Here is a 26,175-nt window from a genome sequence, read left to right as displayed (position 1 = left end):
TTATCCTTCGCTCATCCTTCGCTGAAGGTTCGCTTGTAAAAATGTAATTAATTAAAAAAAAGATTCTTTATGAAAGCACTTATTATTGTTGACCTACAAAACGACTTTATGCCTACAGGCGCATTACCTGTACCACAGGGCGACCAAATTATTTCGCACATCAATGCCGAGATGCAAAAAGACTATAGCGTAATAGTAGCTACCCAAGATTGGCACCCCGCCAACCATAAGAGTTTTGCAAGTCAGCACGTGGGTAAAAAGCCTTTTGATACAGTACAACTGAATGGTATATACCAAATTCTATGGCCTGACCACTGTGTGCAAGGCACTTTCGGGGCTGAATTGCACAAAGACCTTGATACAAGGCGCATATCGGCTATATTTCGCAAAGGAATGAACCCAGAAATTGATAGTTATAGTGCTTTTTTTGACAATAATAAGCTAAACAACACGGGATTGCACGGCTATCTGCAAGATAAAGGCATTAAAGAACTCGTATTTTGTGGTTTGGCAGGTGATTTCTGCGTAGCGTATAGCGCTAACGATGCTAAGGCATTAGGGTATGAAGTAAAAATATTAGAAAACTGTGTAAAATACATTAATAATTAGAAAATTAGCAAATAGGAAAATTAGGATATTACTAATTATGATAAAGCACATTATATACTTATTATTAGGCTGTGTGTTAGTGGGGTGCGAAACGCCATTCTTTTCGTCTCCTAAAAAGTTCGAAACACCTTTTGAACAGAAGGACGGACTAAAAAACTCTACTTATGAGGAAATAATAGATTATTACAAAGAACTTTCTAAAGAATTCACCTCTATTTCCTTCAAAACTATTGGGCAAACAGACAATGGTATGCCACTGCATTTGGTGATATATAGTGCCGATGGCGAATTCAACCTCAATAAATACCGCGAGGAACGCACTATTATATTCATCAACAATGCTATACACGGCAATGAAACAGATGGGGTAAATGCTACTACCCTGTTATTTAGAAACTTAGCCCAAAACGAAATAAAACTTTCGGGCAATGTAATAGTCGTTACTATACCGGTGTATAATATAGGAGGAATGCAAGAAGACAAAAAAGAAAGTGCTACCTACTATGATTTAGACAACGATTTTATAAAAGCTGATGTAGAAAATACGCTCTCGCTATCGAAAGTTCTGCAAGAAATTCAACCTGATATATTGATTGACAATCAGGTGAGTAGGAAAGAAGAATACCGCTATACTGTGAGCTACTCGCCTGCTGAAAAGGAAAAAGTAGGCACTTTCTTAGGAGGATACATTGATGATGTGTTAGTACCCCGTCTATCAGATTCTTTAACTCAGATGAATTATGTTTCGCTAACCAAAGACAGTGTACAACAACCTTTCAGACGATTGCTACCCGACCCTGAACTCAGCAAGGCAAGACACGCAGTAGGCTATGCTTCGCTATGGAATTGTATTGGTATTCAGCTTAATACCCATATATTTAAAAGCTATAATAAGCGTGTAGTGGCTAACTACGAAACGATGAAAACGATAGTAGAAATAGCTGATGCTGATAATGCGTATATCAAACAACTGAAAATAAAACAAGCCCAAGAAAACGCTGCCTTAGTAGCTCCTGAGTATTACATAGTACCTAAAGCGTGGCAAAAGGTGATAGACCGACTGAAAGTGCACAACGTACAAATGAAAGAGGTGGCTAAAGATACGCTAATGAAGGTAGATTACTATCAAATAGACGATTTTAAAACCGTAACAACTCCGTTTGAAGGGCATTACCTGCATTACGACACACAAGCGAGCATACACAAAGATTCGGTACGCGTTTATAAAGGTGATTATATCGTACCTACAGCGCAATTAGCTAAACGATATTTGATAGAGGTATTAACTCCTACAGAGGTTGATTCTTTCTTTAACTGGAACTTTTTTGACAGTGTTTTAGGGAAAGATGTAAAATACCCCATTTTAATGACAAACGATAAACTAACAATAAACTAATATGAAACAGTTTTTATCAGACCGCATCAATGCTATGGAAGCCTCTGCTACCCTTGCGATGGCTGCCAAAACGAGAGAACTAAAAGCCGAAGGCAAAGATATTATTGGGCTTAGCTTAGGAGAGCCAGACTTTAACATTCCGGACTTTATCAAAGAAGCAGCGAAAGAGGCTATTGACCAAAACTACAGCAAATATACCCCTGTAGATGGGTATTTAGAGCTTAGAGAGGCAATTGCTGCCAAACTACTACGCGACAACGGACTTAGTTATCGCCCGAACCAAATAGTAGTTTCTACAGGTGCTAAACAATGCTTGGCAAACGCTGCCTTAGCGATGCTCAACCCTGGTGACGAGGTGATTTTCCCCGCTCCGTATTGGGTGAGCTACAAAGAGATAGCAAAACTGGCAGGCGCTACCCCTGTAGAGATATTGGCTACTATAGAAAACGACTTCAAAATAACCCCCGCCCAATTAGAAGCAGCTATCACCGAAAAGACCAAAATGGTGTGGTTTAACTCCCCTTGCAATCCCACCGGTTCGGTGTACAACCAGCAAGAATTAGAAGCTCTCGCAAAAGTATTGCGCCAACACCCTAACATTTTTATTCTCTCAGACGAAATATACGAGTACATCAACTTTACCTCTATTCCCCATACCAGTTTTGCGGCTATAGAGGGTATGTATGAGCGGACTATCACCATTAACGGACTCTCTAAAGCCTTTGCTATGACTGGCTGGCGTATAGGTTACTTAGCTGCCCCCGAATGGATAGCTAAAGCCTGCAATAAGGTGCAAGGACAGATAACTAGTGGCACTAATGCTATAGCGCAACGTGCCGCTATCGCAGCCCTGAAAGCTCCTAAAAGTGAAATACAATATATGATAGACGAATTTAAAAAGCGCAGGGATTTGGTATTAGCACTTTTGAGCGAGGTAGAAGGTCTTAAAGTGAATGTACCTGAAGGAGCTTTTTATGTTTTCCCTGATGTATCGTCTTTCTTTGGCAAAACCTTAAGAGGGCGCACTATTCGCAATGCAAGCGATTTTTCTTTATATCTGTTAGAAGAAGCTATGGTAGCCACCGTAACGGGTGAGGCTTTTGGCGATGCTAACTGCATACGCATTTCATACGCTGCCTCAGAAAAAGAACTACGTGAAGCGATTAGGCGCATCAAAGAAAGTTTGGCGTAAGAAAGTAAATTATATTTTGTTTGCACATTCAATTAAAAGTAGTACCTTTGCGCCGCTAAAACAAGGAATTTTCATCAACAAAGACAAATGTTATGGCAATAACAGAGAGCAAAACTATTAAATACTTAAAATCTTTTTACATAAAAGATTACCTCATCATAGTGTTGGGGCTTATCTCTTATGCGGTAGGTATTACCGGATTTATAATGCCTAGCGAGATAGTAACCGGAGGTTTGGCAGGTATCTGCCTTATTTTGAACTACAAATTAGGGGCTGACTTGGCTATCACTTATTGGATTATCAACTTCTGTTTGTTGGTAATAGGTTTTAAGGCGATGAGTAGGCAATTCACTTACCGTACCCTCATCTCTATTTCTATCTTATCAACCCTGATATGGGCCGGAAAAGAGTACCTTATGCCTTACTTTATAGAGCACCCCCCTTTAAGAGACGATTTTTTGAACGTAATAATGGGTGGACTGCTATGTGGTACTGGTCTGGGGCTGGTATATTCGGCTAATGGTAGTACCGGTGGTACTGATATTATAGGCTTTGTTATCACTAAATACTACAGTATCAGCATTGCGCGTATCTTATTAGTGGTAGACGTGTGTATAGTGTTATCATCTTACTTCATCTTAGAGCACAAAGACAATTCGCTTGAAAAAACCATCTATGGACTTGTGTTGCTACCGATGATGTGGCAAATGGTAGAGATAGTAATAAACGGTGCACGCCAATCGGTACAGCTGTTTATCTTCTCTAAACATTACGATGAGATAGCTACCCACATCAACAGTGAGCTAAAACGCGGTTGCACTATTATTGACGGTATAGGCTGGTACTCTAAATCATCGCAAAAAATAGTGATAGTAATAGCTCGCCGTACTGAGGCAAACTCTATTTTCCGTTTGGTACGCACTATAGACCCCTCTGCCTTTGTGACCAAAACTAACGTAATGGGGGTATATGGCAATGGTTTTGATAAACTGAAATAAAATATTTTTTTGAGGTTTATAAAAAAGTAGTATATTTGCGCACTTAAAAAAAGAAAGTTATGATACAGAGAATACAAACTGTGTATATGCTTATAGCAGGCGTAGTAGCTGCAATGACTATATTATTTGGTTTAGACTGGCTGCGCACATTGCTATTTGCTATCTCGGCAGTAGTGGCTCTTTACACTATATTCAAATACAAAAAAAGGAACCTTCAGCAATTGCTTAATTGGCTGAATATCGTTATAAATTTTACTTTACTAGGAATATTTGTATATCGAATGCTAAACTCATCTGGAGAAGGTATTATTTCTGAGAAAGGTGTTGGGGTTTTCGTACCCGTGCTTTCTATCGTTTTTTTGTTTTTAGCCAATAAGGCTATTAGGCGGGACGAGAAGCTCGTAAAATCAGCAGACCGATTGCGATAGACCTATAATCTTAGTAGTGTTGTGCGTTGAGAAAATCCTAAGTTTTATTACTTAGGATTTTTTTATTTAGCAGTTTGCCATTAGCTATGAGAGTGTTAAATTATTGTTAATTTTTTGGTGAGATAGTCAAAAAAGTTGTACCTTTGCCCTCGCAATGAAAAGAATAGTTATCAACATATTATTATCAATCCTCATCTTGTTTAGCAATTCAGGATGGGCGGTTACTTTTCATTACTGCCAAGACCAATTAGCATCAGTTTCATTAGACTATGCTTCTGCACTGATAGTAGAAGATGATGATGCTTGTGCTTGTGCTACAATGGACGATTGCTACGGTGGTGATGAAGATGACAATAGTGATGATAATAAAAAATGTTGTGATAACACTTCAGTTGCCTCTTCGACTTCTGATAGTACTTCGGTAGTAAAAGCCTTTGAATTGGAGCTACAATCATTTGTGCTTCCTACCTCTTGTATTCCTTCATCTGTAGAAGAAGTGATAATTTTGACTACTGCTACGAAAAGTAGTCCTACTTCAGCGGTTCGTTTGAACGCGCCCCCACTGTATGCGCTTTACTGCCAGCGCGTGTTTTATGCCTAATAATTTTTCATTTTAAGGGTGAATAGTAATTCTCCCTTGCAATCGATTTTGATAGATTATTAACGCATAAAGAAAAAAATCAATGTTAAGATATATTTTATTATGGGGATTACTACTCCCCCTGACTGCTTTTGCTCAACAATTTAGCAAAGGAACTGTAGTAGATGAAGCTAATTTGCCTCTTATGGGGGCGGAAGTGTATTGGAACGGTACCCAAATAGGCGTTTCGACTGATGATAATGGTACCTTCACCCTAAAACGCACTGAAAATAGTAATACTTTAGTTATTAGTTATATAGGTTATAAGACAAAAACCGTAAAAGTAACTAACTCGGAAGTTCTACACATACAATTAGAGCCGCAATCGGCTTTGGAAGAAGTAGTTGTAACCCAAAAAAGGGCTAATACTATGAAATCGCAGTGGCAGGTAGCCAACCTACACACTATGAGTAGCGGTGAACTACTAAAAGCTGCGTGCTGCAACCTTTCAGAAAGTTTTTCGACCAATCCGTCGATAGACGTGAATTTCTCTGATGCAGTAACCGGTAACAAACAGATAAAAATGTTAGGACTTACCAGTCCGTATATACTTATGGCAGAAGAGAATATCCCTGCTATGCGAGGAGCTTCGCAAGCCTATGGACTATCATTTGTGCCAGGTACGTGGATTGAGAGCATACAGATAACCAAAGGTGCAGGAAGTGTTATCAATGGTTATGAGAGCATTTCGGGGCAAATAAACTACGAAATAGAAAAGCCTATTAATGCGCGTCCGTTTTTCTTAAACCTATACACTTCAGAAGATAGCCGATACGAGCTAAATGCTCATACCAAAGTAAAACTATCGGACAAATGGGCTACCAGTCTTTTAGCACACGGCAATGTACGTCAGCGCAAAAGCGACCACAACCACGATGGATTTATAGACAACCCTATAGGCAACCAAATAAACCTACTAAACCGTTGGCAATATAGCAATGCTGAAAAGGGGTGGGTGAGCTTTTTGAACCTAAACTATATGAAAGACGAACGCCAAGCAGGGCAAATAGACTACAATCCGCTAACAGACAAAGGAACCACTAATGCGTGGGGTAGTGAAGTGAACTCTGAGCGTTTTACCCTTTCTAACAAAACAGGATACGTATTTCCGGACACTCCTTATAAAAGTATAGGGCTACAGAACTCATTTCAATCGCATAGGCAAGATTCTTATTTTGGGTTGAATAGCTATGATATACACCAAAAAAGCTGGTATGGCAATCTGATATACAACTCTATCATCGGCAATACTCAACACAAATTTGCTACAGGGCTTAGCGGTACTTATGACGATTATAACGAACTGCTAACCACTTCTGCTCTGGCAGGCGATTTCTCGCGAATAGACCGCTCAGTAGGTGCTTTCTTTGAGTACACTTACGATAATTCGAGCAACTTCAGCTTTGTAGCAGGTATACGTGCTGATAGCCATAACAACTTAGGTAACTTTATCACTCCACGTTTCCACTTGCGCTACAATCCTTGGAAAGAAGCTACCTTTAGACTTTCAGCAGGACGCGGCAAACGCGCTGCTAATGTGATAGCTGAAAATCAGCAGTTATTAGCTTCTTCGCGACAGCTACATATTATAGGAGGTGATGGCGGCAAGCTCTACGGTTTAAACCCTGAGATAGCGTGGAACTACGGAGCGAGCTTTTTGCAAGCCTTTAAAATATGGGGTAAAAATGCTGAACTATCAGTAGATTTCTACCGCACCCATTTTGACAATCAGGTAGTGGTAGATTTAGACCATTCGCCTCAGCAAGCCTTGTTTTACAATCTTGATGGCAAGAGTTTTGCTAACTCATTGCAAGCTGAAGTTAGCATCACACCTGCGAAAGGTTTAGACTTTAAAGCTGCCTATAAGTACTACGATGTACAAACCCAATTCACTAAAGGACAGTTAGAAAAAACGCTAACTCCTAAGCATCGCTGGTTTGCTAACGTAGCCTATGAAACTGCTGATACCCACGATAACAAGCATTCGCAATGGAAGTTTGACGTAACCTTCAACTGGCTAGGTGAACAACGATTGCCCTCTACGGCTACCAACCCTCTACCCTACCGATTGAGTGATTACGCACCGTCATTCGCTACACTTAACGCACAGATTACCAGAGTATTTTCTAAAACATTTGAGGTGTATGTAGGTGGCGAGAACATCACTAACTACAAACAAGCTAACGGCATATTAGCTGCTGATGCTCCTTTTGGCGCATATTTTGATAGTACTATGCAGTACGCTCCTGCTTTTGGACAAATGTACTACGCAGGACTGAGATTTAAACTTTAGTAATTAGTCGCTAGTCGTTAGAATGTTGTCGCTTGCTAACGACTAAACACTAACGACTAAAATAAGCAATAATTTAATTCAACAAATAAAAAAGAAAAAATGAAGACACGTATTTTATTATGGGTAGTTTTGAGTTTTTTAGGACTCGCTACTGTTAATGCACAACAGGCTCCTAATAAGAGCAAAAAAGTAACCTTTGCTGTAGGCGGTAATTGTGAACAATGTAAAGCCCGCATAGAAAAAGCCGCTTATAAAGTAAAAGGTGTGAAAAGTGCAAATTGGGACATCAAAAGCGGAAATATGACACTTATCTTTGACGAGCGCAAATGTTCAGAAGAAGATGTACAAAAAGCCATAGCCAAAGTAGGACACGATGCTGGCAAAGAACGCGCTGACGATGAAGTGTACAATAAGCTACACCACTGCTGTTTGTATGAAAGATTACCATAGGCATTAGCGTTTTTCGGTATGAATTTTGCTGTAAGATAAGAGAACACTAAATCATATAAAAAAATGAAAAGAATAACTTATCTTATAATGCTGGGAGTTGCCTTGGTGCTAAGCTCTTGTGCAAGTGTGTATGTAGCAACTGATTACGACCGCCAAGCTGATTTTTCAGCCTATAAATCGTTTGCTTTTTTTAAAGAAGGAGTAGATAAAGCACCTATTTCAGACTTAGACAAAAAGCGTATTTTGCGTGCTATAGAAAAAAATCTGACCAGCAAAGGAATGGTAGTATCAGATAACCCTGACTTTTTAGTGAATATCTTTACTCGTGAGCGCGAGAATGTAGATATTTACGACAACAGTCCGTATTATTGGGGCTGGGGTTGGGGCTGGGGGCCTTTCTGGGGAGGAGCAACCTACAACGTTAGCAGAAATACAGAAGGCACTCTATACATAGAAATTATAGACGCCCGCAAACACGACTTGGTATGGCAAGGCAAGGGCTCTGGACCGATACCATACAAATCAGAACAAAAAGAGGAGGCTATTAGCAACTTTGTCAATAAAATATTAGAACAATATCCTCCAAAGTAATTTAGAATTTTTAATTATAAAAAAGGCTGCCAAAATATTAGTTTGGCAGCCTTTTTTACATTTAAATACATTTTATGAAAAAAGTAAGTGTACAGCAGTAGGGGCTAATATAGCAGTGAAAATACCATTGAAAATCATTCCGAGGCTTGCGTATACTGCATATTTTTCGCTAAGATTAAAAGCCGCCATAATACCTAAGGCGTGAGAAGCTGTTCCTAAAGAAATACCCTTAGCCATAGGGCTTTTGATGCGAAACCAATTGAGGAAAGTAATACCGAAAATATTGCCAAGAAAGCCGGTGGTCATTACTGCCATTACAGTAATAGGCGAAATACCTCCCAGCATACGCGTTACCTCTAAGGCAATAGGGGTGGTAACTGACTTAGGAGCTAATGAAATAGCGATATCATTAGAAAGACCTAACCACTTAGCTACTAAACATACCGTGATTACCCCTACCAAACTACCTGCAAACTGAGAAACTACCAGTGGAATAAGTTGTTTCTTTATCTTTGAGATTTGCAAATACAACGGAACACCTAAAGCTACTATAGATGGCTTCAACCAAAAATCGATATACTGACCGGCCTCTTCGTATTTTTCAGGTGAAATATCAAAAATAATAAGGTAAGAAATAAGCACTAAAACTGTGATAAGCACAGGATTTAGGAATACAGAATTGTATTTTTTCTGTAAGAGCAATACTCCATAATAAAGAATAAAAGTTATGGATAAAAGTAATACTTGATTTTCTGCTAAAGACTTCATTATTTTAATTTTTTACGTAGGAATTGATAAACGTGACCTGTAACTATAATCACTACTATAGTACTGATAATAATAGATATAAAGATGGCTAAGAAGTTTTCGCCTATCTGCTTAAAATAAGCCATAATACCGATGCTGGGCGGCACAAAAAACAGTCCTAAATTGGAAATAAGCAAATCGGAAAGGGCTTTAATAGATTGAAGTTTAATCCACCCTAAATGCAAAAAAAGTGTGAGAAAAAGCATCCCTATTATACTGGAAGGGAAAGGGATGTGAGTAAGAGCTACTATAAGCTCGCCCAAGCCCAAACAGCCAAAAATAATTGCAAAATAACGTATTAACATAAACTTTATTGATATAAAAAACGAGGCAAAATTACTACATCTTTTTCAAAGAATATAAAAAAACGGTGAAAAATTTGTATTTAATATATTTTTTTTGTACTTTTGCGAGGTTAAATAGAGTAGAAACTATGAGTAACGAATATAATAAATCTATCTTTTCAGAACCTATAAATGATTTAGAAAAAAACGCACAATCACTGCCTAATTATAATAGTTACGACAATGAAGAACCCCCTAAAGGAGGAGGTATCTTATCTAAAATTATCATAGCTATATTGGCTTTGGCCACTGGAGGCTTAGGGTATTACACTTACCTGCTAAACAAAGATAGACAGGCTACTGAAAACGAATTGAATATACAGAAAAAGCAGGTAATGAGCGACCTTGATATGCTGAAAAAAAGCTATGACAAGGCTGTTGCTACTAATAAAAACATAAGTGAAGACCTACTAAAAGCACGTGAAAAAATAACCAAATACATCGACTCGCTGCAAAATATGAAGGTTAATATTTCGGCTTTAGCTCGCTTTAAAAACCAAGCCTTTGCCCTCGCTAAAGAACGAGATTATCTGCTTAGAAAAAATGACTCGCTGACTCGTATCAACAAAGCTATCAGAAAAGATTTAGACAGTGTTTCTGTAAAATTGACCAGCACTTCAGCTAAAGTAGACTCGCTCTCGCAACAAGCTAATAAGCTAAAAAAAGTAGTAGAAGTAGGGGCTGCGCTACAGATAGGAAAACTGACAGCCGAAGCGGTAAAAGGTAGTAAAAACAAAATAACAGACAGAGGGCGTGCAGCTGAAAAAATAAGAATATGTTTTACTGTAGGGGCTAACAAAATAGCTAAAACAGGAGGTAAAAACTTCTATATAAAAGTAAGTTCTCCCTCAGGTATCACTTTAGGTGCTAACGACAGTGCTTCAGAAGGTGATAACACAGTGAACTACAGTACTTCTACCCATTTTATCTACGACAGTAAGAGTGTAGATGTATGTGATTTTATAGCCAAAACTTCAAAAGAATTTGAAAAAGGTACTTATAAAATAACTGTATACGACGACAAATTAAATGAAGTAGGCAGTACTGATTTAGTGCTAAAATAACAAAATAATATATTACCAATATTTATGAAAACCAAATTATTAACAGTACTATTGTGCTGGGGAGTTTTTCTTTGGGCACAACCACAGGATGTTTCAGTAGTGTTTAAACAACCTGCTAAGCATTTTACAGAGAGTTTACCAATCGGTAATGGTAGATTAGGAGCTATTCTCTTCGGGAAAACAGATACCGACCGCATTGTACTAAATGAGATTTCGTTATGGTCTGGTGGATATCAGGAGGCTGATGACCCTGAAGCACATACTTATCTGAAAGAAATTCAACAGTTACTTTTAGAAGGTAAAAACTTAGAAGCACAAGCCTTACTGCAGAAACATTTTATTGCGCGAGGTAAGGGTTCGTGTCACGGTCAAGGTGCTAACTGTAGTTATGGATGCTATCAGGTATTTGCTGATTTGCTCTTAGATTGGAAAAATCAAACGCCTGTGAAAGATTATAAGCGAGTACTTCGCCTTGATGAAGCTACAGCTATTACTACTTATACACGAGATGAGAACTCTATTGAGCAAGTAGCCTTCGCTGACTTTAAGAATGATCTTTTATGGATAAAAATTACAGGAACTAAACCCTTTGATTTGAATATTTCGCTCTTCAGAAAAGAAAATGCTACTATAAGCTATCAAAATAACCATATTACTCTTACAGGGGTACTACCTGATGACAAAAAGGAAGGCATGCACTTTGCCTCTGCTATAGATGTACAAACTGATGGCAAAGCTGAAAACAAAGAAAAAGCTATAGAGATACAAGCTGCTAAAGAGCTTATACTCAAGATAAGTATGGCTACAAACTACCAATATAAAAATGGAGGGCTTAGTAATGTATCTGTTAAAGAAAAGGCTGAGAGCTATCTACAGCGTTGTACCTCTTCTTTTGAAGCTGCTCTTGCTGAAAGCAAAACTATTTACCAAGGTTTATTCAATAAAAATCGCTGGTATGGCAACGCAAATAGTAATACCTCACACCTAAGTACTTACGAGCGTTTAGAGGGTTTCTACAAAGGTGACAAAGATGCTTTATTACCTATATTATACTACAATTTTGGTAGATATTTGCTTATCTCTTCATCGCGTGAAGGTCTTTTGCCTGCTAACTTACAAGGTTTATGGGCTGAAGAATATCAAACTCCTTGGAATGGAGATTATCACTTGAATATTAATATTCAGATGAATTATTGGTTAGCAGAAGCTACTAACCTATCAGAACTAACAGAACCTCTAAATCGTTTTACGAAAAACTTAGTTCCCAACGGATATAAAACAGCTAAAGCATATTACAATGCTGACGGGTGGGTAGCCCACGTGATTAGCAACCCTTGGTTTTATACTTCACCTGGTGAATCAGCAGTATGGGGCTCTACTCTTACAGGAGGCGCTTGGCTATGCGAACATATTTGGCAACACTACCTATTTACACACGATATAGACTTTCTCAAAGAGTATTACCCTGTACTAAAACAAGCTACTGACTTTTTTAAAAGTTTACTTATCAAAGAGCCTAAAAAGGGGTATTGGATTACAGCTCCTTCTAACTCACCCGAAAATGCTTATTTACTACCTTCAAAAGACAATAAAAAACAAGTTGGAAATACTTGTATAGCACCAACTATGGATATGCAGATAGTACGAGAGCTTTTTAGTAATACTATGCAAGCCGCTACTATTTTGGGGGTAGATAGTGATAAATTCAGCCAATGGACAGATATTATCAAACATACAGCTCCTAATCGTATTGGAAAAAAAGGAGACCTAAATGAATGGTTAGACGATTGGGAAGATGCTGACCCTCATCACCGACATGTATCGCATCTATATGGGCTATATCCTTATGATGAAATAACCCCTTGGGATACTCCTAAATTAGCAAAAGCTGCTGAGAAAACACTACAAATGCGTGGAGATGGTGGTACTGGATGGTCAAGAGCTTGGAAGATAAACTTTTGGGCACGACTACAGGATGGAAATCACGCCTTAGTTTTATTGCGTCAACTACTCCGACCCGTAAGTTCAGAAATAACTACCGGACAAGTAGGTGGCTCTTATGCTAACCTATTCTGTGCACACCCTCCTTTTCAAATAGACGGTAACTTTGGAGGTGCGGCAGGTATAGCCGAAATGCTCTTACAAAGTCACGGGAAGCAAAATGTGATTCGTTTTCTACCAGCACTCCCTTCCCACCCCGATTGGGAAAATGGCGTTATGAAAGGAATGAAAGCTCGCAATAATTTTGAAGTATCTTTCTCTTGGCAACAACACCAGCTGCAAAAAGCTACTATCACATCATTAGTAGGCGGAAAATGCTACTTATTATTACCTGCAGGTAAAAGTATTTACCACCATAATACAATGCTCATAAAAGCCTCTAAAAAAGCTAAAGTAGTTAGCTTTGATACCTTAAAAGGAGAAAGCTATCAGATTCAGTAATATAATTTATAACCAAAAAAATAGGCTGCCTGAAGAATTTTTCAGGCAGCCTATTTTATTTTCTTTTAGTTAGGCCTCGCAACTACTACAGTTTACAAAATTCATTATCATTTCTTTTGCTACAGACTGGCTACGTTGGTAGTAAAGTGACTTAACTCCTAATTTCCATGCTTCAATCATTACTTTATTTACATCTTTAATAGGCATTACAGAAGGAATATTGAGGTTTAAGCTCTGACCTTGATCTATGTAGGCTTGGCGCTGTGCTGCTTGTGAGACTATCTCCATAGGAGAAATCTCTTTAAAAGTCTTAAATACGTTCTTTTCTAGCTGAGTAAGCTCTTGCAAATGCTGTACAGAACCATTATTTAAGCGTATAGAGCGCCATACATCTTCATTATTAAGACCTTTTTCTTCTAACAATTGTGTTAGATATTTGTTTTTACGCATAAAGTTTCCTTTTGATAAGCCTACCTTATAATAATTGCTTGAATAAGGCTCTATACCTGGTGATACTTGTCCTAATATAGCCGAGCTTGAGGTAGTAGGAGCTATTGCCATAGTAGTAGTATTTCTTCTTCCATAGCCTTTTAACAACTCAGGCTCTCCGTAAATATGAGCTAATTCTTTAGTAGCTTTATCAGCTTCTTCACGAATATGCCTAAAAGTGCGTGCATTAAACTGAGTAGCTTCAAAGCTTTCAAAAGGTATCATATTACGTTGTAAGTACGAATGATAGCCTAATACTCCTAAGCCCAATGCTCTATGGCGCATCGCGAACTTGCGGGCTGCTTGTAGATAATAATTGCCTTTAGTCTTCTCAATAAACTCTGATAACACAGCATCTAAAAAGAAGACTGCTAATTTAACCGCCTTGGTATCTTTCCACTCATCAAAAAGTTCTAAGTTCATAGACGACAAACAGCAGATAAACGATTCTTCTTCGCTAGAAGGTAACATAATCTCACTGCACAAGTTGCTTGAGCGAATGAGCATATCTTTGTCTTTATATACTTGTGGGCGATTGCGGTTTGCATTATCGGTAAACATAATATAAGGCAAACCTTTTTGTTGACGTGACTCAAGCACACGTGCCCAAAGGCGACGTTTCTCCATATCGCCATCTATCATCTCTTGCATCCAATAATCTGGTACACAAATACCAAAAAAGAGATTTTGGATAGGAAATTCTACATCTTTTATCTGTAGAAACTCTTCTGCATCAGGGTGATCAATGTCTAAGTAAGCTGCAAAAGCACCTCGTCTTACGCCACCTTGTGACACTACATCCATAGCAGAGTCGAAGAGCTTCATAAAGCTTACTGCACCACTCGACTTGCCGTTATCGGTTACTGCTGAACCTCTACTACGCAACTCACCAAAATAGCCAGAAGTACCCCCACCTATTTTGGTTTGCATAATCACCTCGCCCAATTTATGCGTAATTCCTTCTATACTATCAGGTACGTGTACATTGAAACAAGAAATAGGTAAACCACGCTCAGTACCCATATTAGCCCAAATAGGTGACGAGAAGCTAATCCACCCTTTGGTAATCATTTCTTTGAAAGCAGGCTGTAGCTCAGGCTTGTACAAACGGCGAGCCGCAGCGTGAGTAATACGATCTATCGCCCCCTCTACGCTTTCTCCTTTTAACAAATAGCCTCTGTTGAGTATTTGTTCTGACTCTTCATTGAGCCACCATATATCTTTTTGTTCGTTCATAATTTTCCTTTTTCGGGGTGCAAAGTAACAGCTTTAAATCCGAATTACAAAACATAAACAAAACATAAGTTATCAACAAAGTTTTTAACAATCTGCTAAAAACCTCTCTTTTAAGTTGTAAGATTCAACTTTTAATTATACTTTTGCATTGTTATTCGAATAAGTATGAAAATCATCACTCTCACTACCGATTTCGGGCTGCGTGACTATTCAGTAGGGGCAGTAAAAGGGGCTATTTACACCAAATGCCCCGATGCTCGTATTGTAGATATTTCACACTTAGTTTCTCCGTTTGATATTTTTCAGACTGCTTATATCCTCAAAAATGCTTATAAACACTTCCCTAAGGGTAGCATACACATTATAGGAGTTGATGCCGAGCGCAATCCTGAAAAAAGACACTTACTAATGCTGCTAAACGGTCATTATTTCATTGGGGCTGACAATGGTATTTTTAACCTGTTAGCTGAAGAAAATGAACCTATACAGCTATTTGAAGTGGCTACTGATATACCTATTACCCTCTTCCCTACCCTAAATGTATTCCCATCAGTAGTTGAAAAAGTCTACAAAGGTCTTTCTCCTGAGCAAATAGGTGTTCCTACGGATAAATACCTAAGAGCTACTCATTTTAATCCAGAAGTTAGTTCTGATGGGGCTTTTATCTATGGGGTAATTATTTATATAGACCATTATGGTAATGCTGTAAGCAATATATCGCGTTCGCTCTTTGAACGCATACAACAAAATCGCAAGTTTGAAGTGATTTTTAAGATGTTCTCTTTCCGCAAAATTTACAATCAATATAGTGATATCATCAATTTCAACTGTCCTCCAGAATCGCGAGCTACTCCTGATGGCGAAGGGATGCTACTTTTTAATGACCTCAACTACCTGCAATTCAGTATCTACAAAAGCGACAGACGCTCTGTAGGAGGAGCTTCTTCTCTCTTCGGAATGGACTATTATGATAGGGTATCTGTACATTTCTTGTGAAGTTTAGGAAACTTTTTTTGTTTATTAAGTTTTTTATATTACCTTTGCACCCGATTTTATAGTACAAATTAAGTTTTACTGACAAATGAAAAAAGTAATTACCACAATTATTATTCTTGCCTTAATAGGCTTTATGGCATTCAAACTGTATTCTAACAAACAGAAAAATGCTGAAGAAGTAGCTATTGTTGCCCAAAAAGAAGCACAAGTAGCTGTACGTGCTGCACAAGTAGCTGAAGAGAATGTATCAGATTTATTTTCTGCTAATGGTACTTTTGTAGCTGAACAAGACCTTGATGTATCGTCTGAAGTAGGCGGACAAATTATCAAAATCTTTGTAAAAGAAGGTGATTTTGTAAACGCTGGACAGGTTTTAGCTCAAACTAAAGCAGACAGAACCAATGTACAATTAGAAAATGCTAAAGCAGCTCTTGAAACTGCTAAAAGTGACTTAAAACGCTTTGAAAGTGCTTTTAAAACTGGTGGTGTGACCGCTCAACAGTTAGAACAAGTGCGTTTGCAAGTTAAAAATGCAGAAGCTAACTACAATTCAGCTGCTATCGTATCGGGCGACACCTCTGTACGTAGCAAGATAAGCGGTATAGTAAGCAGCAAAAAAGTAGAAGAAGGAGCTATGGTAGGAGCGGGTACTCCCCTATTTAACGTTGTGAATATTGACAATCTAAAGTTGAAAATCACTGTTGATGAAAATCAAGTGAGCAAGCTAACATTAGGACAGACTATCAAAATCAAACCTAGTGCTATGACTAATGAGATAGAAGGCAAAATCATTTTTATAGCGCCAAAAGCTGACAGTGCTATGAAATTCCCTGTGGAAATATTAGTAGCCAACAAAGATAGAAAACTAAAAGCAGGTATGTATGCTACAGCTCAATTAGGGTCTGACGCTCAATCTTCTACTGCCTTGGTAGTACCCCATTCAGCTTTCGTAGGTAGTGTGAGCCAAAATAAAATATTCAAGATTATCAACGGCAAAAATGCCCAAGGTGAGGATATACTACAAGCACAAGAAATAACCGTGAAGAGCGGTAGAAATTTTGGTGATAAAGTAGAGATTATCAGTGGATTAACTGCAGGCGAAAAAGTAATAATTAGCGGACAGATAAACATTGACAATGGTACACCCGTAAAAATAGTAGAATAATTTCAACACAAAAAACACACTGTAAAAAAGACGGTTCAACAGCTACTGAACCGTCTTTTTTACGTTAATACTTTGCTAAAATAAAAAAAGACTGTACCTTTGTGGCATAATTAACAAAAATAGACAAAATTATGATAGAGAAAATTAAAGATTTTTTCAGCACTGAATATGAACTGAAATTCAAAATGAAATTCTCAATAGGGAGTCTCCTCATTGTATTATTAGTAATTGGCATAGGATTATGGTTCTTGCTAAACTAGTTTTTCATCACCCAAATACATTAATAAAGTGAAAAAGAAAGAAAAGGTAAACTTTATCATTGATACACTCGAAAATCTTTATCCAGAAATTACTATACCGCTACAGCACAAAGACCCTTACACACTTCTCATTGCGGTATTGCTTTCGGCTCAGACTACTGATGCACGGGTAAACCAAATCACCCCAATACTTTTTGCAAAGGCTGACAACCCATACGATATGGTGCTGCTTTCGGTAGATGAAATCAGAGAAATTATCAAACCTTTGGGACTCGCACCTATGAAATCTAAAGGGATACACGGACTTTCGCAAATACTCATCGACAAATATAATGGCGAAGTACCACAGACTTTCGAAGCCTTAGAAGCACTCCCCTCAGTAGGTCATAAGACTGCCAGCGTGGTGCTCTCTCAGGCTTTTGGCATTCCCACCTTTCCTGTTGATACGCACATACACCGACTAATGCACCGTTGGGGATTATCAGACGGAAGTTCGGTAGTGCAAACTGAAAAGGACGCTAAACGCCTCTTCCCTAAGGAAAAATGGAACAAGCTACACATACAAATCATCTTATACGGACGCGAATACAGTCCGGCACGTGGGTGGGATATGGAGAAGGATATAATAACCAAAACAATTATACAATCAAAAAAATGAATTTACAACAACGTGACGAACTACACTTGTGGCACCCTTACACTCAGCACCAAACAGCTGCCAAGCCACTCGGAATTGTAAAAGGTAAAGATGCCCTACTATGGGGCGAAGATGGCAAAGAATACATCGATGCCATAGCCAGTTGGTGGGTAAACCCTTACGGTCATAGCAACGAACGTTTAGCTCAGGCTGCCTATAAACAGCTTACCCAGTTAGAGCACGTACTCTTTGGGGGTTTTACTCATAAACCTGCCGTAGAATTGGCTGAAAAACTGATTAGTATACTGCCTAAGAACCAGCAAAAAGTCTTCTTTTCTGATAATGGATCTACTGCTGTAGAAATTGCTATCAAAATGGCATTGCAATACTTCTTCAACAAAGGTGAAAAACGCTTTACAGTTATTGCTTTTGAAGGAGCTTTTCACGGTGATACTTTTGGCGCAATGGCAGCTTCAGGTATTTCTTTCTTTACCGAAGCTTTTCAAGAGCATCTACTGAAAGTAGTGCGTATACCCCTACCACAAAAAGGTAGCAAGGCCTCTGCTGAAGGCCTTAGAAAAGCTATTGCTGAACATCAGCCAGCTGCTTTTATATTTGAAGCCTTAGTGCAAGGAGCTTCGGGTATGCAAATCTATTCGCCTGAAGATTTAGATGAACTACTAAGCATAGCACAAGCCAATGGGGTAATTACTATAGCTGATGAGGTGATGACAGGATTCGGACGCACAGGACGCACTTTTGCTTGTGACTACCTTAATCACAAGCCCGACATTATGTGCCTTTCAAAAGCCTTAACAGGTGGTACTATCCCTTTAGCGGTAACGACTTCAACCCAACGTATATTTGACGGTTTTTACAGCAATGATGTAAATAAAGCTCTTTTCCACGGGCATACCTTTACGGCTAACCCTACTGGTTGCGCTATTGCCTTAGAAGCCATTCGCATTTTAGAAAGCGATGAGATGCAGCAAAACCTAAAGCGCATCGCTAAACGTCATCAGTCATTTGTAGCACGTATTAGCCAGTATGCCTCTGTAGAAAATGCGCGTACTTTAGGAGTTATCTTAGCATTCGACCTTAAAACTACCCAAAATACTGATTATTACGGTTCTTTCCGCGACAGGCTTTACAATTTCTTTATTTCTAAGGGGGTTATTTTGCGTCCTGTTGGTAATATTATTTATATATTACCTCCTTATATTATCACTGATGAGCAGTTAGATAGAGTATATGAAGTATTGGAAGAAGCTATACAACTGTTTTCTAATCAATAACAGCTTTATAGGATATAAAATAAAAAAACTCCAAGTAGAGAATGTTCTTTACTTGGAGTTTTTTTATGATAACAATAAATTAAATATCAATAGCTTCGCCATAAGCAGCTGCTACCGCTTCTTTAACACCTTCGCTCATTGTTGGGTGAGGGTGTACCGCTTTGATAATTTCGTGACCTGTAGTTTCGAGCTTGCGAGCTACTACTGCTTCAGCAATCATATCGGTTACACCAGCTCCAATCATATGGCAGCCTAACCATTCGCCATATTTAGCATCGAAGATAACTTTGATAAATCCTTCAGTAGTACCTGCTGCGTTTGCTTTACCAGATGCTGTGAATGGGAATTTACCAACTTTTATCTCATAACCTTTTTCTTTAGCTTGTTTTTCGGTAAGACCTACTGAAGCGATTTCTGGAGTGCAATATGTACAACCTGGAATATTGCCGTAGTTAATAGGCTCTACGTGCAATCCTTTTATTTTTTCAACGCAAAGGATACCTTCAGCAGACGCTACGTGTGCCAATGCTTGACCAGGTACTACATCACCAATAGCGTAATAACCAGGTACATTAGTTTGGTAGTACTCATTTACTTGGATTTTATCGCGGTCGGTTTTGATACCTACTGCTTCTAAGCCTATGTTTTCGATATTTGTTTTGATACCTACCGCTGAAAGAAGAATATCAGCCTCAAGTACTTCTTCGCCTTTAGCAGTTTTTACAAATGCTTTTACACCTTTGCCTGAAGTATCTACTTTAGTAACCTCAGCTGAAGTCATAATGTTGATACCTGATTTCTTAAGGCTCTTTTCTAATTGTTTAGAGATGTCTTCATCTTCTACAGGTACGATATTAGGCATAAACTCTACGATAGTAACCTCAGTACCCATAGTATTGTAGAAGTGAGCGAACTCAATACCTATAGCACCACTACCTACTACAATCATTTTCTTAGGTTGCTCAGGTAAAGTAAGCGCTTGACGATAGCCGATGATTTTCTTACCGTCTTGAGGAAGCGCTGGCAATTCGCGTGAGCGAGCCCCTGTAGCGATGATGATATGGTCGGCGCTGTATTCGGTTACTTTGCCATCTTTGTCTTTTACATCAACCTTTTTGCCTGGTTTGATAGTTCCATAACCCATTATCACATCAATTTTGTTCTTTTTCATCAAGAACTGAACCCCTTTGCTCATAGTAGCAGCCACATCGCGGCTACGCTTAATAACTGCTGGGAAATCCTTGTCGAAAGAACCTTCTTTTACTTTGATACCATAGCTTTCAGCGTGCTTAAGATATTCAAACACTTGTGCTGATTTTAGCAAGGCTTTAGTAGGGATACAACCCCAGTTAAGACAGATACCACCAAGGTTTTCTTTTTCAACAATAGCGGTTTTGAAACCTAATTGAGAAGCGCGAATAGCAGTAACATACCCACCAGGACCACTTCCTAATACAATAATGTCGTATTTACTCATTTTTTTTAAAATTTATCAAGTTTGATATTAGGCTACAAAGTTACGAATATTTTTTTGAATAAGCATCATTATTTTCCTTTTTTAATTATTCTTCTTTCGTATTAAAGTTATAATTATCTGAAAAATAATTCTTTATGGTATTTATAATTTATATCTTATAGTTCAAAATCTTCTAATTCAGTACCTAAGAAACGAATTTTAGCTCCACCTCCTAATTCGGTTAGCCAATAACCATCAACGTTTTTTAGAAGATAAAAATCTGATGAAGGGTGTGTATCTTGGCTGCAACCCATTCTATAGCCTGGGTATATAGCGAGTATTTCAACCTTATCATTTTTAATAAGCCTATATTTTGTGAAATAAATATAATTCTTATCAGCTAAAAGATCAGCAGTTAGAAGACTAAGAGTCGTTATATCATACCCCTCAATAGGGATGAGTTTAGGCTCATACTCATTGCTTTCATCATAATAATAGGCTTTATTTTTATCTTTATAAATATTGTACCATATTTTTTGAAAAGTAGTAGTATCTACCCCCTTTTGAGGTGTTTTATCTACATAAATTAGGTTATTAGCTTTGTATAACTCACTATCAAAATATATTTGCTTTAGAATGCGTTTCTCCTTTAGATAAACGAAATCATAGACAGTAACTTTTCCCTCTTTTAGCAGTTGTACTTCCTTAGAGGTAAGGTTCATAAAAACCTCTTCAGTTGAGCTATTATATATTTGATTTTTATAGAGTATTCCACCGGCCTTATCTTTAAATAAGTTTTTACCATAAATTGGGGCTTCAGTATAGAAAAAAGGTAACTTTTTATCCCAATTATAGACTCCTTTTTTGTCATATTGATAGTAATAAGCATCCTGAATCTCAGCAAAAGTTGCAGCGTCGTATTGAGGTTTGGGAGTATTATCGCGGTATACCATAGTACCATCGGTAACAAAATTATTAAAGACTCTTACTTTGCTTAAGTTTTTAGTGGCGATAGGTAGCCTAAAGTCTTTACCCTCTGTTTTGTAGGAGTAGTAATCAATATAATAAACATAATTTTGGTCGATGAGATAAGACTCATTTAAAGCCTTGAGGGTAGGAATATGAAAGTAGTTAGGCAATTCAACAAGTTCTTCATCATAGTATAATACATATTGAGAGGTTTTTAGTATTTTTTTAGTAAGCTGTTGTACCCTTTCGCCTTTATACATAAGTGGTTGAGATTGGTAAAAGGTGCCATTTTTGTCGGAAATATAGTTTTCGGTAGCTAAGTCTTTACGAATAGAAGGAAGGTCGGCATCTGGTACTATCGTTACTTTTCCATTATTAATATAATATAGATGATGTTCGTCTTTTAAATAATCATAATAGATATTTTCAAAAGTAGCAGGACTGCTAATAGCAATCTCTTTGTTGCCTATATAAGCCTTTTGGAGAGTACGCCAAATAGGCACTATTTCCTTTTTATCGATTATTAGGTCTGAACCTATAATCTTAAAACCATTAGTATCTATAGGGAAAAAATTATTTTGGTAATAGATTCCATTTTTATCAATAGCCATACCATAATCATAGTCTTTTACTCTAAAAGTAAGCATATCGGGGCACTGCACAAAAAGACTATCTCTGGTTTGGAATATAACATAATCTTTGTTAAAAATAAAGCCCTCTACATGTTTGTAACGTACATTCCAATTCTTTTTTACAGTTAGGCTATCTGCCTTAGTAGCATCGGTAACTTTTAAGTCTTCTGCTTGGGCTGAAAGATTTTGCATAAAGCAAAGAAGCAAAAAAGAAATAAGATATTTCATAACTATAGATTTTTAGTAAGCAGTCCGACTACTTTATTATTAGGAAAAAACTCTTTTAAAACTACTTTTAAAACGGTATAAGCGGGAATAGCTACTACCATACCTATGATGCCAAAAAGTGTACCACTAATAAGAGTAATCAAAAAAATCTCTAAAGCAGTTGATTTTACTGAATTAGAAAAGATAACAGGCTGTGAAAACACATTATCAATAAATTGTCCTACCAAAAAACCTATTAGTACATAAATAGTAGTAGGCAAGCTAACAGTCATAAAGTCGTTTTGTAGGTTGCTGCTCATCGTTAGCAATGCCATTAGCACAAAGCTTATCATAGGACCTATATAAGGAATAAGATTAAGCATAGCACAGAGCAACGCTATGATAAAAGCATTTTCTACCCCAAAAATAAGCAATACAATAGTATAAACAACAAAAAGTATAGTGATTTGGAGAATAAGTCCTACAAAATAACGCGATAACAGATTGTTTATCTTGAAAATAGAAGTCTTTAATTTGCGTTTTCGCCTAGGAGAAAAAATAGAAAGTAGGGAAATAAGTATTCTGTCGCCGTCTTTCATAAAGAAAAAAGTGATGAAGAGTACTGAAAAGAAACCTGCTCCAAAATTGCTAATAAAGGAAATAAACGAGTTGAGAAAGTTAGGAATATCAATAAAGTTTAACATCTCTTGTACACCAAAAGAATAGTCTTCTCTTTCTAACCCAACCTTACTAAGAGTTTGATGTATAAGAGCATCAAGATTGTCTTTTAGCAAATCAATATTAAGGCTTGATAGGTTCTTGCCTTGTGATATGAGTAAGGGAATAAACATACTGAATACTCCGAGACTGAGCAGTACAAAAAGCAACATAGTAAGTACCACACAGAGAGTTTCACTCTTTATCTTCAGTTTTTTGCGGAAGAAATAAATAAGAGGTTTGCCCATTAGCGTCAGGACTAATGAAACGATAAGATAAACGATAATAGATTGTAGCAAATAAAGGGTATACAGCCCTACTACTACTAAAACAATGATTGCTACGGCACGCAATATGCCATTTGCTATTTCTTTTGAGTTCATAAATGGTTTTTATTTTTAGTCTAATCTATCAAGTTTTTTAGTTTCTTTATTTTAGAAAAAATATGATTATCAGGTTCTTCTAATTCTTCAAAATGTTTTTTCTCTTCTATATATAAATATTCTATAATTTCTTTTATTAGAATTTCTTTTTCATTCATTAGGGTTTGGGGTATTATTTTTTTATCTACAAAGTCGTTATAATCTAAAACTATTTCCTCCTTTCTGTACATTTGATTTACTTTCTCAATAGCTTCTTCTATATTTTCGGCTTGAGTTTCAATAGTTTTTGATAATAATTCTTGAATTTCAATCTTAAATGTTTCCATATTTTACTTTTTTATAGTTACCACGCCCAATAAATTCAATAATTTCTTTATCTCTTAAAAGTTGTAGCTGTTGTCTTATTTTATCTTTGATGAAATTATTATTTGGATATTTTTGCTTTAATTTTTGTTCAAATTTATAGACCTCATCAAGAGTAAAATACTCTTTTCTTATGGTATCTACACAAGCCATAACATCTAAAAGCCAACCTTTTGATTCTTTATTTTTTAATCGCAAGAATAAGGTTTTTCTAAAAGTTTCTTTTACAATATCTCTGTCTATAATTTGTTCATTCTTAACTAAAAATACCTTTCCTATATCAACTATTTTTGAGATATCTATATTACATCCTATCCAACCTGCTCGTTGGGCAGTTTCTGCAAGTGGAGGTCTTTTTATGATAATCTCAGGTATAAAAAATTGCTTAGGTATAATCAGAAAATTATCAACAGTCCAGCTTTTTGTATAAGTCAAAAAGAAAAAATTAGGATTATTTTCAGAGTTTATTCTTTCTATCATTGTAGAATAAGCACCATCTGTAATAGTTTTTGACAACTTCCCATTTTTGCTTTTCAATTCAAACTCTTCTTTACAATTATTACAATAAAAATCAGCAACTGGACGATTATTTTCAAACTCATTTAATGGTAATGTTCCACAATTTGGACAATAACAATTATTTAAAACCCAATTCTCAGTCAGTAACCTTGCTATTTGGGAGTTATTTTTATAGCCATAAGCTAAATTTACATTCAATGCTAAGTTCATATTTTTTAATCATTGATAACCCAAATCCTCTCCATCTTCATCTTGAAAAACGATAGGGGTTTGCTTTCTTATCCAATTTAAAAATTGAGTGAGGGTTCTTTCTATACTTGGGGGGTGTGCACTGATTTCTATAAAAATATAGACCTCTTGATCTAAAAAGATACGTACACTATATGGCCAATCAGTTGGAGGAGGTTTACTCTCAGTACCTTTTAGCCAATATTCACCTTCTTTCATTAGATAGTTGCCTATTTGTATTGGATGACCCACATAAGTATCTAACAGAAAAATTTGTTCTCTGATTTCTTCTTTATGTTTTTGATACCAAGTAGTATCTTCAAATATTACATAAGCTTCTGCGGACATAATTAATATGTAAAAAATGAAAAACGTACAATTTCTTTATTTGTCCAAGCCGATAGAATGACTATTTGGCAAATGGTATCATTTTCTTCTTTCCAAAAAGAAGAACGTATTTCACTAATATCTTCATTAAGATAATTCTGAAATGATAATGCAATGACATTCTCAAAAAGGTGCTTATGTATTGTATTTTGATAGTCTTTTAATGCTAATAATAAGATTCCTTTCTGATAAGATACATCTACTATTTGTGCATCACTCAAATTATTTTTGAGTATATCAAGCATAGTTAATACACCTTAAAATGTTTTTATAGTCTCATTAATCAAGCAAAAATCTAATAGTACCATTGCGGTCATTGCTTCTACAATAGGGACGGCACGGGGTACTACACAGGGGTCGTGCCTGCCCTTGCCTTGCATCTCTACAATGTTGCCCCTGCTATCGAGGGCGGGTTGCGATTGCATAAGGGTAGCTACAGGCTTAAAAGCCACCCGAAAATAAATATTCATACCATTGCTAATGCCCCCTTGTATGCCCCCTGAATAGTTGGTTTGGGTAGTGCCATCGGGGTTGAAAAGGTCGTTGTGCTGACTGCCTCGCATTGTAGTACTCGCAAAGCCACTGCCATACTCAAAGCCTTTTACGGCATTGATAGAAAGCATCGCCTTGCCGAGTTGTGCGTGGAGTTTATCAAATACAGGTTCGCCCCAACCTATAGGTACCCCTTTTACCACACAGCTTACCACTCCGCCCACCGTATCGCCCTCCTTGCGTATGGCTTTGATATAGGCTTCTATTTGCTCGGCTAAAATAGGGTCGGGACAGCGTACGGCATTGGTTTCGGCTATGGCTAAATTGAGGTCGGTGTAGGGTTTAGTAAGGGTAAGCTCGCCTACACTCGACACATAAGCGTTAATTTGTATTCCTTTGATTACCTGTTTGGCAATAGCTCCTGCTACCACACGGCTGACCGTTTCGCGTGCTGATGAGCGCCCACCGCCGCGAACATCGCGAATGCCGT

Annotated in this window: 27 protein-coding genes; 16 read left to right on the top strand and 11 right to left on the bottom strand. The window is 37.4% G+C overall.

Going from position 1 to position 26,175, the window contains the following annotated elements; translation table 11 throughout:
• The first annotated feature begins 69 nt into the window (after positions 1-69).
• The 9 genes from pncA to HMPREF9074_RS03895 all read left to right on the top strand — a co-directional run bounded on the left by pncA (position 70) and on the right by HMPREF9074_RS03895 (position 8,597).
• Positions 70-609: a bifunctional nicotinamidase/pyrazinamidase gene (gene pncA / locus HMPREF9074_RS03935; protein ID WP_009392910.1), complete on the top strand. Its 540-nt coding sequence runs from the start codon at positions 70-72 to the stop codon at positions 607-609.
• A gap of 37 nt (positions 610-646) precedes the next feature.
• Complete coding sequence (locus HMPREF9074_RS03930; RefSeq protein WP_009392911.1) at positions 647-2,005, top strand: M14 family zinc carboxypeptidase; 1,359 nt, start codon at positions 647-649, stop codon at positions 2,003-2,005.
• A gap of 1 nt (position 2,006) precedes the next feature.
• On the top strand, positions 2,007-3,197 hold the full coding sequence (locus HMPREF9074_RS03925; RefSeq protein WP_009392912.1) for a pyridoxal phosphate-dependent aminotransferase: 1,191 nt from the start codon (positions 2,007-2,009) through the stop codon (positions 3,195-3,197).
• A gap of 92 nt (positions 3,198-3,289) precedes the next feature.
• Positions 3,290-4,195, top strand: a complete 906-nt coding sequence (locus tag HMPREF9074_RS03920) for a YitT family protein (protein WP_009392918.1) — start codon at positions 3,290-3,292, stop codon at positions 4,193-4,195.
• Between the two features lie 59 nt (positions 4,196-4,254).
• Positions 4,255-4,623 (top strand): DUF4293 domain-containing protein, encoded by a 369-nt coding sequence (locus tag HMPREF9074_RS03915; protein ID WP_009392919.1) that lies wholly within the window; start codon positions 4,255-4,257, stop codon positions 4,621-4,623.
• A 154-nt stretch (positions 4,624-4,777) separates the two neighbouring features.
• Complete coding sequence (locus HMPREF9074_RS03910; RefSeq protein WP_009392920.1) at positions 4,778-5,224, top strand: HYC_CC_PP family protein; 447 nt, start codon at positions 4,778-4,780, stop codon at positions 5,222-5,224.
• An 82-nt stretch (positions 5,225-5,306) separates the two neighbouring features.
• Positions 5,307-7,556, top strand: a complete 2,250-nt coding sequence (locus HMPREF9074_RS03905) for a TonB-dependent receptor (RefSeq protein ID WP_009392921.1) — start codon at positions 5,307-5,309, stop codon at positions 7,554-7,556.
• Between the two features lie 99 nt (positions 7,557-7,655).
• Entirely contained in the window at positions 7,656-8,006 is a 351-nt protein-coding gene (locus HMPREF9074_RS03900) for a heavy-metal-associated domain-containing protein (RefSeq protein WP_009392923.1), read from the top strand.
• A gap of 63 nt (positions 8,007-8,069) precedes the next feature.
• On the top strand, positions 8,070-8,597 hold the full coding sequence (locus HMPREF9074_RS03895) for a DUF4136 domain-containing protein (protein ID WP_009392924.1): 528 nt from the start codon (positions 8,070-8,072) through the stop codon (positions 8,595-8,597).
• Between the two features lie 72 nt (positions 8,598-8,669).
• Here the strand turns inward: HMPREF9074_RS03895 and HMPREF9074_RS03890 are convergent, their stop codons facing one another.
• Positions 8,670-9,365: an LrgB family protein gene (locus HMPREF9074_RS03890; protein ID WP_009392925.1), complete on the bottom strand. Its 696-nt coding sequence runs from the start codon at positions 9,363-9,365 to the stop codon at positions 8,670-8,672.
• Positions 9,365-9,709: a CidA/LrgA family protein gene (locus HMPREF9074_RS03885; protein WP_009392926.1), complete on the bottom strand. Its 345-nt coding sequence runs from the start codon at positions 9,707-9,709 to the stop codon at positions 9,365-9,367. The genes HMPREF9074_RS03890 and HMPREF9074_RS03885 overlap by 1 nt, the downstream gene beginning before the upstream one ends.
• Before the next feature lie 128 nt (positions 9,710-9,837).
• Here HMPREF9074_RS03885 and HMPREF9074_RS03880 point away from each other — a divergent pair, with 128 nt between their 5' ends.
• Positions 9,838-10,812 carry a hypothetical protein gene (locus tag HMPREF9074_RS03880; RefSeq protein WP_009392927.1) on the top strand — a complete coding sequence of 325 codons (975 nt, stop codon included), beginning with the start codon at positions 9,838-9,840 and terminating at the stop codon, positions 10,810-10,812.
• 24 nt (positions 10,813-10,836) lie between these two features.
• The gene (locus HMPREF9074_RS03875) at positions 10,837-13,254 is read left to right on the top strand and encodes a glycoside hydrolase family 95 protein (RefSeq protein ID WP_009392928.1); all 2,418 of its coding nucleotides are present in this window, start codon (positions 10,837-10,839) and stop codon (positions 13,252-13,254) included.
• Positions 13,255-13,323: 69 nt separating this feature from the next.
• Here HMPREF9074_RS03875 and HMPREF9074_RS03870 read toward each other — a convergent pair whose 3' ends face one another.
• Entirely contained in the window at positions 13,324-14,982 is a 1,659-nt protein-coding gene (locus tag HMPREF9074_RS03870; protein ID WP_255359602.1) for a ribonucleoside-diphosphate reductase subunit alpha, read from the bottom strand.
• A gap of 162 nt (positions 14,983-15,144) precedes the next feature.
• On the opposite strand from HMPREF9074_RS03870, the gene HMPREF9074_RS03865 reads away from it, so the two are divergent.
• From HMPREF9074_RS03865 to bioA, 5 genes are all read left to right on the top strand, one after another.
• Positions 15,145-15,975 (top strand): SAM hydrolase/SAM-dependent halogenase family protein, encoded by an 831-nt coding sequence (locus tag HMPREF9074_RS03865; protein WP_009392931.1) that lies wholly within the window; start codon positions 15,145-15,147, stop codon positions 15,973-15,975.
• Between the two features lie 85 nt (positions 15,976-16,060).
• Complete coding sequence (locus tag HMPREF9074_RS03860) at positions 16,061-17,140, top strand: efflux RND transporter periplasmic adaptor subunit (RefSeq protein ID WP_009392932.1); 1,080 nt, start codon at positions 16,061-16,063, stop codon at positions 17,138-17,140.
• Positions 17,141-17,271: 131 nt separating this feature from the next.
• Positions 17,272-17,400, top strand: a complete 129-nt coding sequence (locus HMPREF9074_RS12780; RefSeq protein WP_009392933.1) for a hypothetical protein — start codon at positions 17,272-17,274, stop codon at positions 17,398-17,400.
• A gap of 28 nt (positions 17,401-17,428) precedes the next feature.
• On the top strand, positions 17,429-18,058 hold the full coding sequence (gene nth / locus HMPREF9074_RS03855) for an endonuclease III domain-containing protein (RefSeq protein ID WP_009392934.1): 630 nt from the start codon (positions 17,429-17,431) through the stop codon (positions 18,056-18,058).
• A complete protein-coding gene (gene bioA, locus HMPREF9074_RS03850) occupies positions 18,055-19,332 on the top strand; it encodes an adenosylmethionine--8-amino-7-oxononanoate transaminase (RefSeq protein ID WP_009392935.1) in 1,278 nt (425 codons plus the stop codon). Before nth ends, bioA begins: the two co-directional genes overlap by 4 nt.
• Before the next feature lie 79 nt (positions 19,333-19,411).
• Here bioA and lpdA read toward each other — a convergent pair whose 3' ends face one another.
• The 8 genes from lpdA to aroC form a co-directional block, all read right to left on the bottom strand.
• Positions 19,412-20,809: a dihydrolipoyl dehydrogenase gene (gene lpdA / locus HMPREF9074_RS03845; RefSeq protein WP_009392936.1), complete on the bottom strand. Its 1,398-nt coding sequence runs from the start codon at positions 20,807-20,809 to the stop codon at positions 19,412-19,414.
• Between the two features lie 155 nt (positions 20,810-20,964).
• Positions 20,965-22,617 (bottom strand): DKNYY domain-containing protein, encoded by a 1,653-nt coding sequence (locus tag HMPREF9074_RS03840; RefSeq protein ID WP_009392937.1) that lies wholly within the window; start codon positions 22,615-22,617, stop codon positions 20,965-20,967.
• 2 nt (positions 22,618-22,619) lie between these two features.
• Positions 22,620-23,696: an AI-2E family transporter gene (locus HMPREF9074_RS03835; protein ID WP_009392938.1), complete on the bottom strand. Its 1,077-nt coding sequence runs from the start codon at positions 23,694-23,696 to the stop codon at positions 22,620-22,622.
• Positions 23,697-23,716: 20 nt separating this feature from the next.
• Positions 23,717-24,022 carry a DpnD/PcfM family protein gene (locus tag HMPREF9074_RS03830; protein ID WP_009392939.1) on the bottom strand — a complete coding sequence of 102 codons (306 nt, stop codon included), beginning with the start codon at positions 24,020-24,022 and terminating at the stop codon, positions 23,717-23,719.
• On the bottom strand, positions 24,009-24,788 hold the full coding sequence (locus HMPREF9074_RS03825; RefSeq protein WP_009392940.1) for a DpnI domain-containing protein: 780 nt from the start codon (positions 24,786-24,788) through the stop codon (positions 24,009-24,011). Before HMPREF9074_RS03825 ends, HMPREF9074_RS03830 begins: the two co-directional genes overlap by 14 nt.
• A 9-nt stretch (positions 24,789-24,797) precedes the next feature.
• On the bottom strand, positions 24,798-25,154 hold the full coding sequence (locus tag HMPREF9074_RS03820) for a hypothetical protein (protein WP_009392941.1): 357 nt from the start codon (positions 25,152-25,154) through the stop codon (positions 24,798-24,800).
• Between the two features lie 2 nt (positions 25,155-25,156).
• Positions 25,157-25,438 (bottom strand): hypothetical protein, encoded by a 282-nt coding sequence (locus HMPREF9074_RS03815; RefSeq protein WP_009392942.1) that lies wholly within the window; start codon positions 25,436-25,438, stop codon positions 25,157-25,159.
• 12 nt (positions 25,439-25,450) lie between these two features.
• Positions 25,451-26,175: chorismate synthase (aroC, locus tag HMPREF9074_RS03810; protein WP_034539733.1), on the bottom strand; the 725-nt coding region annotated here is incomplete at its 5' end.

It is taken from the genome of Capnocytophaga sp. oral taxon 329 str. F0087 (assembly GCF_000213295.2).
Lineage (GTDB): Bacteria > Bacteroidota > Bacteroidia > Flavobacteriales > Flavobacteriaceae > Capnocytophaga > Capnocytophaga leadbetteri_A.
The sequence above is the reverse complement of the archived record's forward strand: the minus strand, read 5'-3'. Positions and strand labels throughout refer to the sequence as shown.

Coding starts and splice junctions, on each gene's coding strand:
- pncA (WP_009392910.1), top strand. CDS start 70: ATGAAAGCACTTATTATTGTTGACCTACAAAACGACTTTATGCCTACA.
- HMPREF9074_RS03930 (WP_009392911.1), top strand. CDS start 647: ATGATAAAGCACATTATATACTTATTATTAGGCTGTGTGTTAGTGGGG.
- HMPREF9074_RS03925 (WP_009392912.1), top strand. CDS start 2,007: ATGAAACAGTTTTTATCAGACCGCATCAATGCTATGGAAGCCTCTGCT.
- HMPREF9074_RS03920 (WP_009392918.1), top strand. CDS start 3,290: ATGGCAATAACAGAGAGCAAAACTATTAAATACTTAAAATCTTTTTAC.
- HMPREF9074_RS03915 (WP_009392919.1), top strand. CDS start 4,255: ATGATACAGAGAATACAAACTGTGTATATGCTTATAGCAGGCGTAGTA.
- HMPREF9074_RS03910 (WP_009392920.1), top strand. CDS start 4,778: ATGAAAAGAATAGTTATCAACATATTATTATCAATCCTCATCTTGTTT.
- HMPREF9074_RS03905 (WP_009392921.1), top strand. CDS start 5,307: ATGTTAAGATATATTTTATTATGGGGATTACTACTCCCCCTGACTGCT.
- HMPREF9074_RS03900 (WP_009392923.1), top strand. CDS start 7,656: ATGAAGACACGTATTTTATTATGGGTAGTTTTGAGTTTTTTAGGACTC.
- HMPREF9074_RS03895 (WP_009392924.1), top strand. CDS start 8,070: ATGAAAAGAATAACTTATCTTATAATGCTGGGAGTTGCCTTGGTGCTA.
- HMPREF9074_RS03890 (WP_009392925.1), bottom strand. CDS start 9,365: ATGAAGTCTTTAGCAGAAAATCAAGTATTACTTTTATCCATAACTTTT.
- HMPREF9074_RS03885 (WP_009392926.1), bottom strand. CDS start 9,709: ATGTTAATACGTTATTTTGCAATTATTTTTGGCTGTTTGGGCTTGGGC.
- HMPREF9074_RS03880 (WP_009392927.1), top strand. CDS start 9,838: ATGAGTAACGAATATAATAAATCTATCTTTTCAGAACCTATAAATGAT.
- HMPREF9074_RS03875 (WP_009392928.1), top strand. CDS start 10,837: ATGAAAACCAAATTATTAACAGTACTATTGTGCTGGGGAGTTTTTCTT.
- HMPREF9074_RS03865 (WP_009392931.1), top strand. CDS start 15,145: ATGAAAATCATCACTCTCACTACCGATTTCGGGCTGCGTGACTATTCA.
- HMPREF9074_RS03860 (WP_009392932.1), top strand. CDS start 16,061: ATGAAAAAAGTAATTACCACAATTATTATTCTTGCCTTAATAGGCTTT.
- HMPREF9074_RS12780 (WP_009392933.1), top strand. CDS start 17,272: ATGATAGAGAAAATTAAAGATTTTTTCAGCACTGAATATGAACTGAAA.
- bioA (WP_009392935.1), top strand. CDS start 18,055: ATGAATTTACAACAACGTGACGAACTACACTTGTGGCACCCTTACACT.
- lpdA (WP_009392936.1), bottom strand. CDS start 20,809: ATGAGTAAATACGACATTATTGTATTAGGAAGTGGTCCTGGTGGGTAT.
- HMPREF9074_RS03840 (WP_009392937.1), bottom strand. CDS start 22,617: ATGAAATATCTTATTTCTTTTTTGCTTCTTTGCTTTATGCAAAATCTT.
- HMPREF9074_RS03835 (WP_009392938.1), bottom strand. CDS start 23,696: ATGAACTCAAAAGAAATAGCAAATGGCATATTGCGTGCCGTAGCAATC.
- HMPREF9074_RS03830 (WP_009392939.1), bottom strand. CDS start 24,022: ATGGAAACATTTAAGATTGAAATTCAAGAATTATTATCAAAAACTATT.
- HMPREF9074_RS03825 (WP_009392940.1), bottom strand. CDS start 24,788: ATGAACTTAGCATTGAATGTAAATTTAGCTTATGGCTATAAAAATAAC.
- HMPREF9074_RS03820 (WP_009392941.1), bottom strand. CDS start 25,154: ATGTCCGCAGAAGCTTATGTAATATTTGAAGATACTACTTGGTATCAA.
- HMPREF9074_RS03815 (WP_009392942.1), bottom strand. CDS start 25,438: ATGCTTGATATACTCAAAAATAATTTGAGTGATGCACAAATAGTAGAT.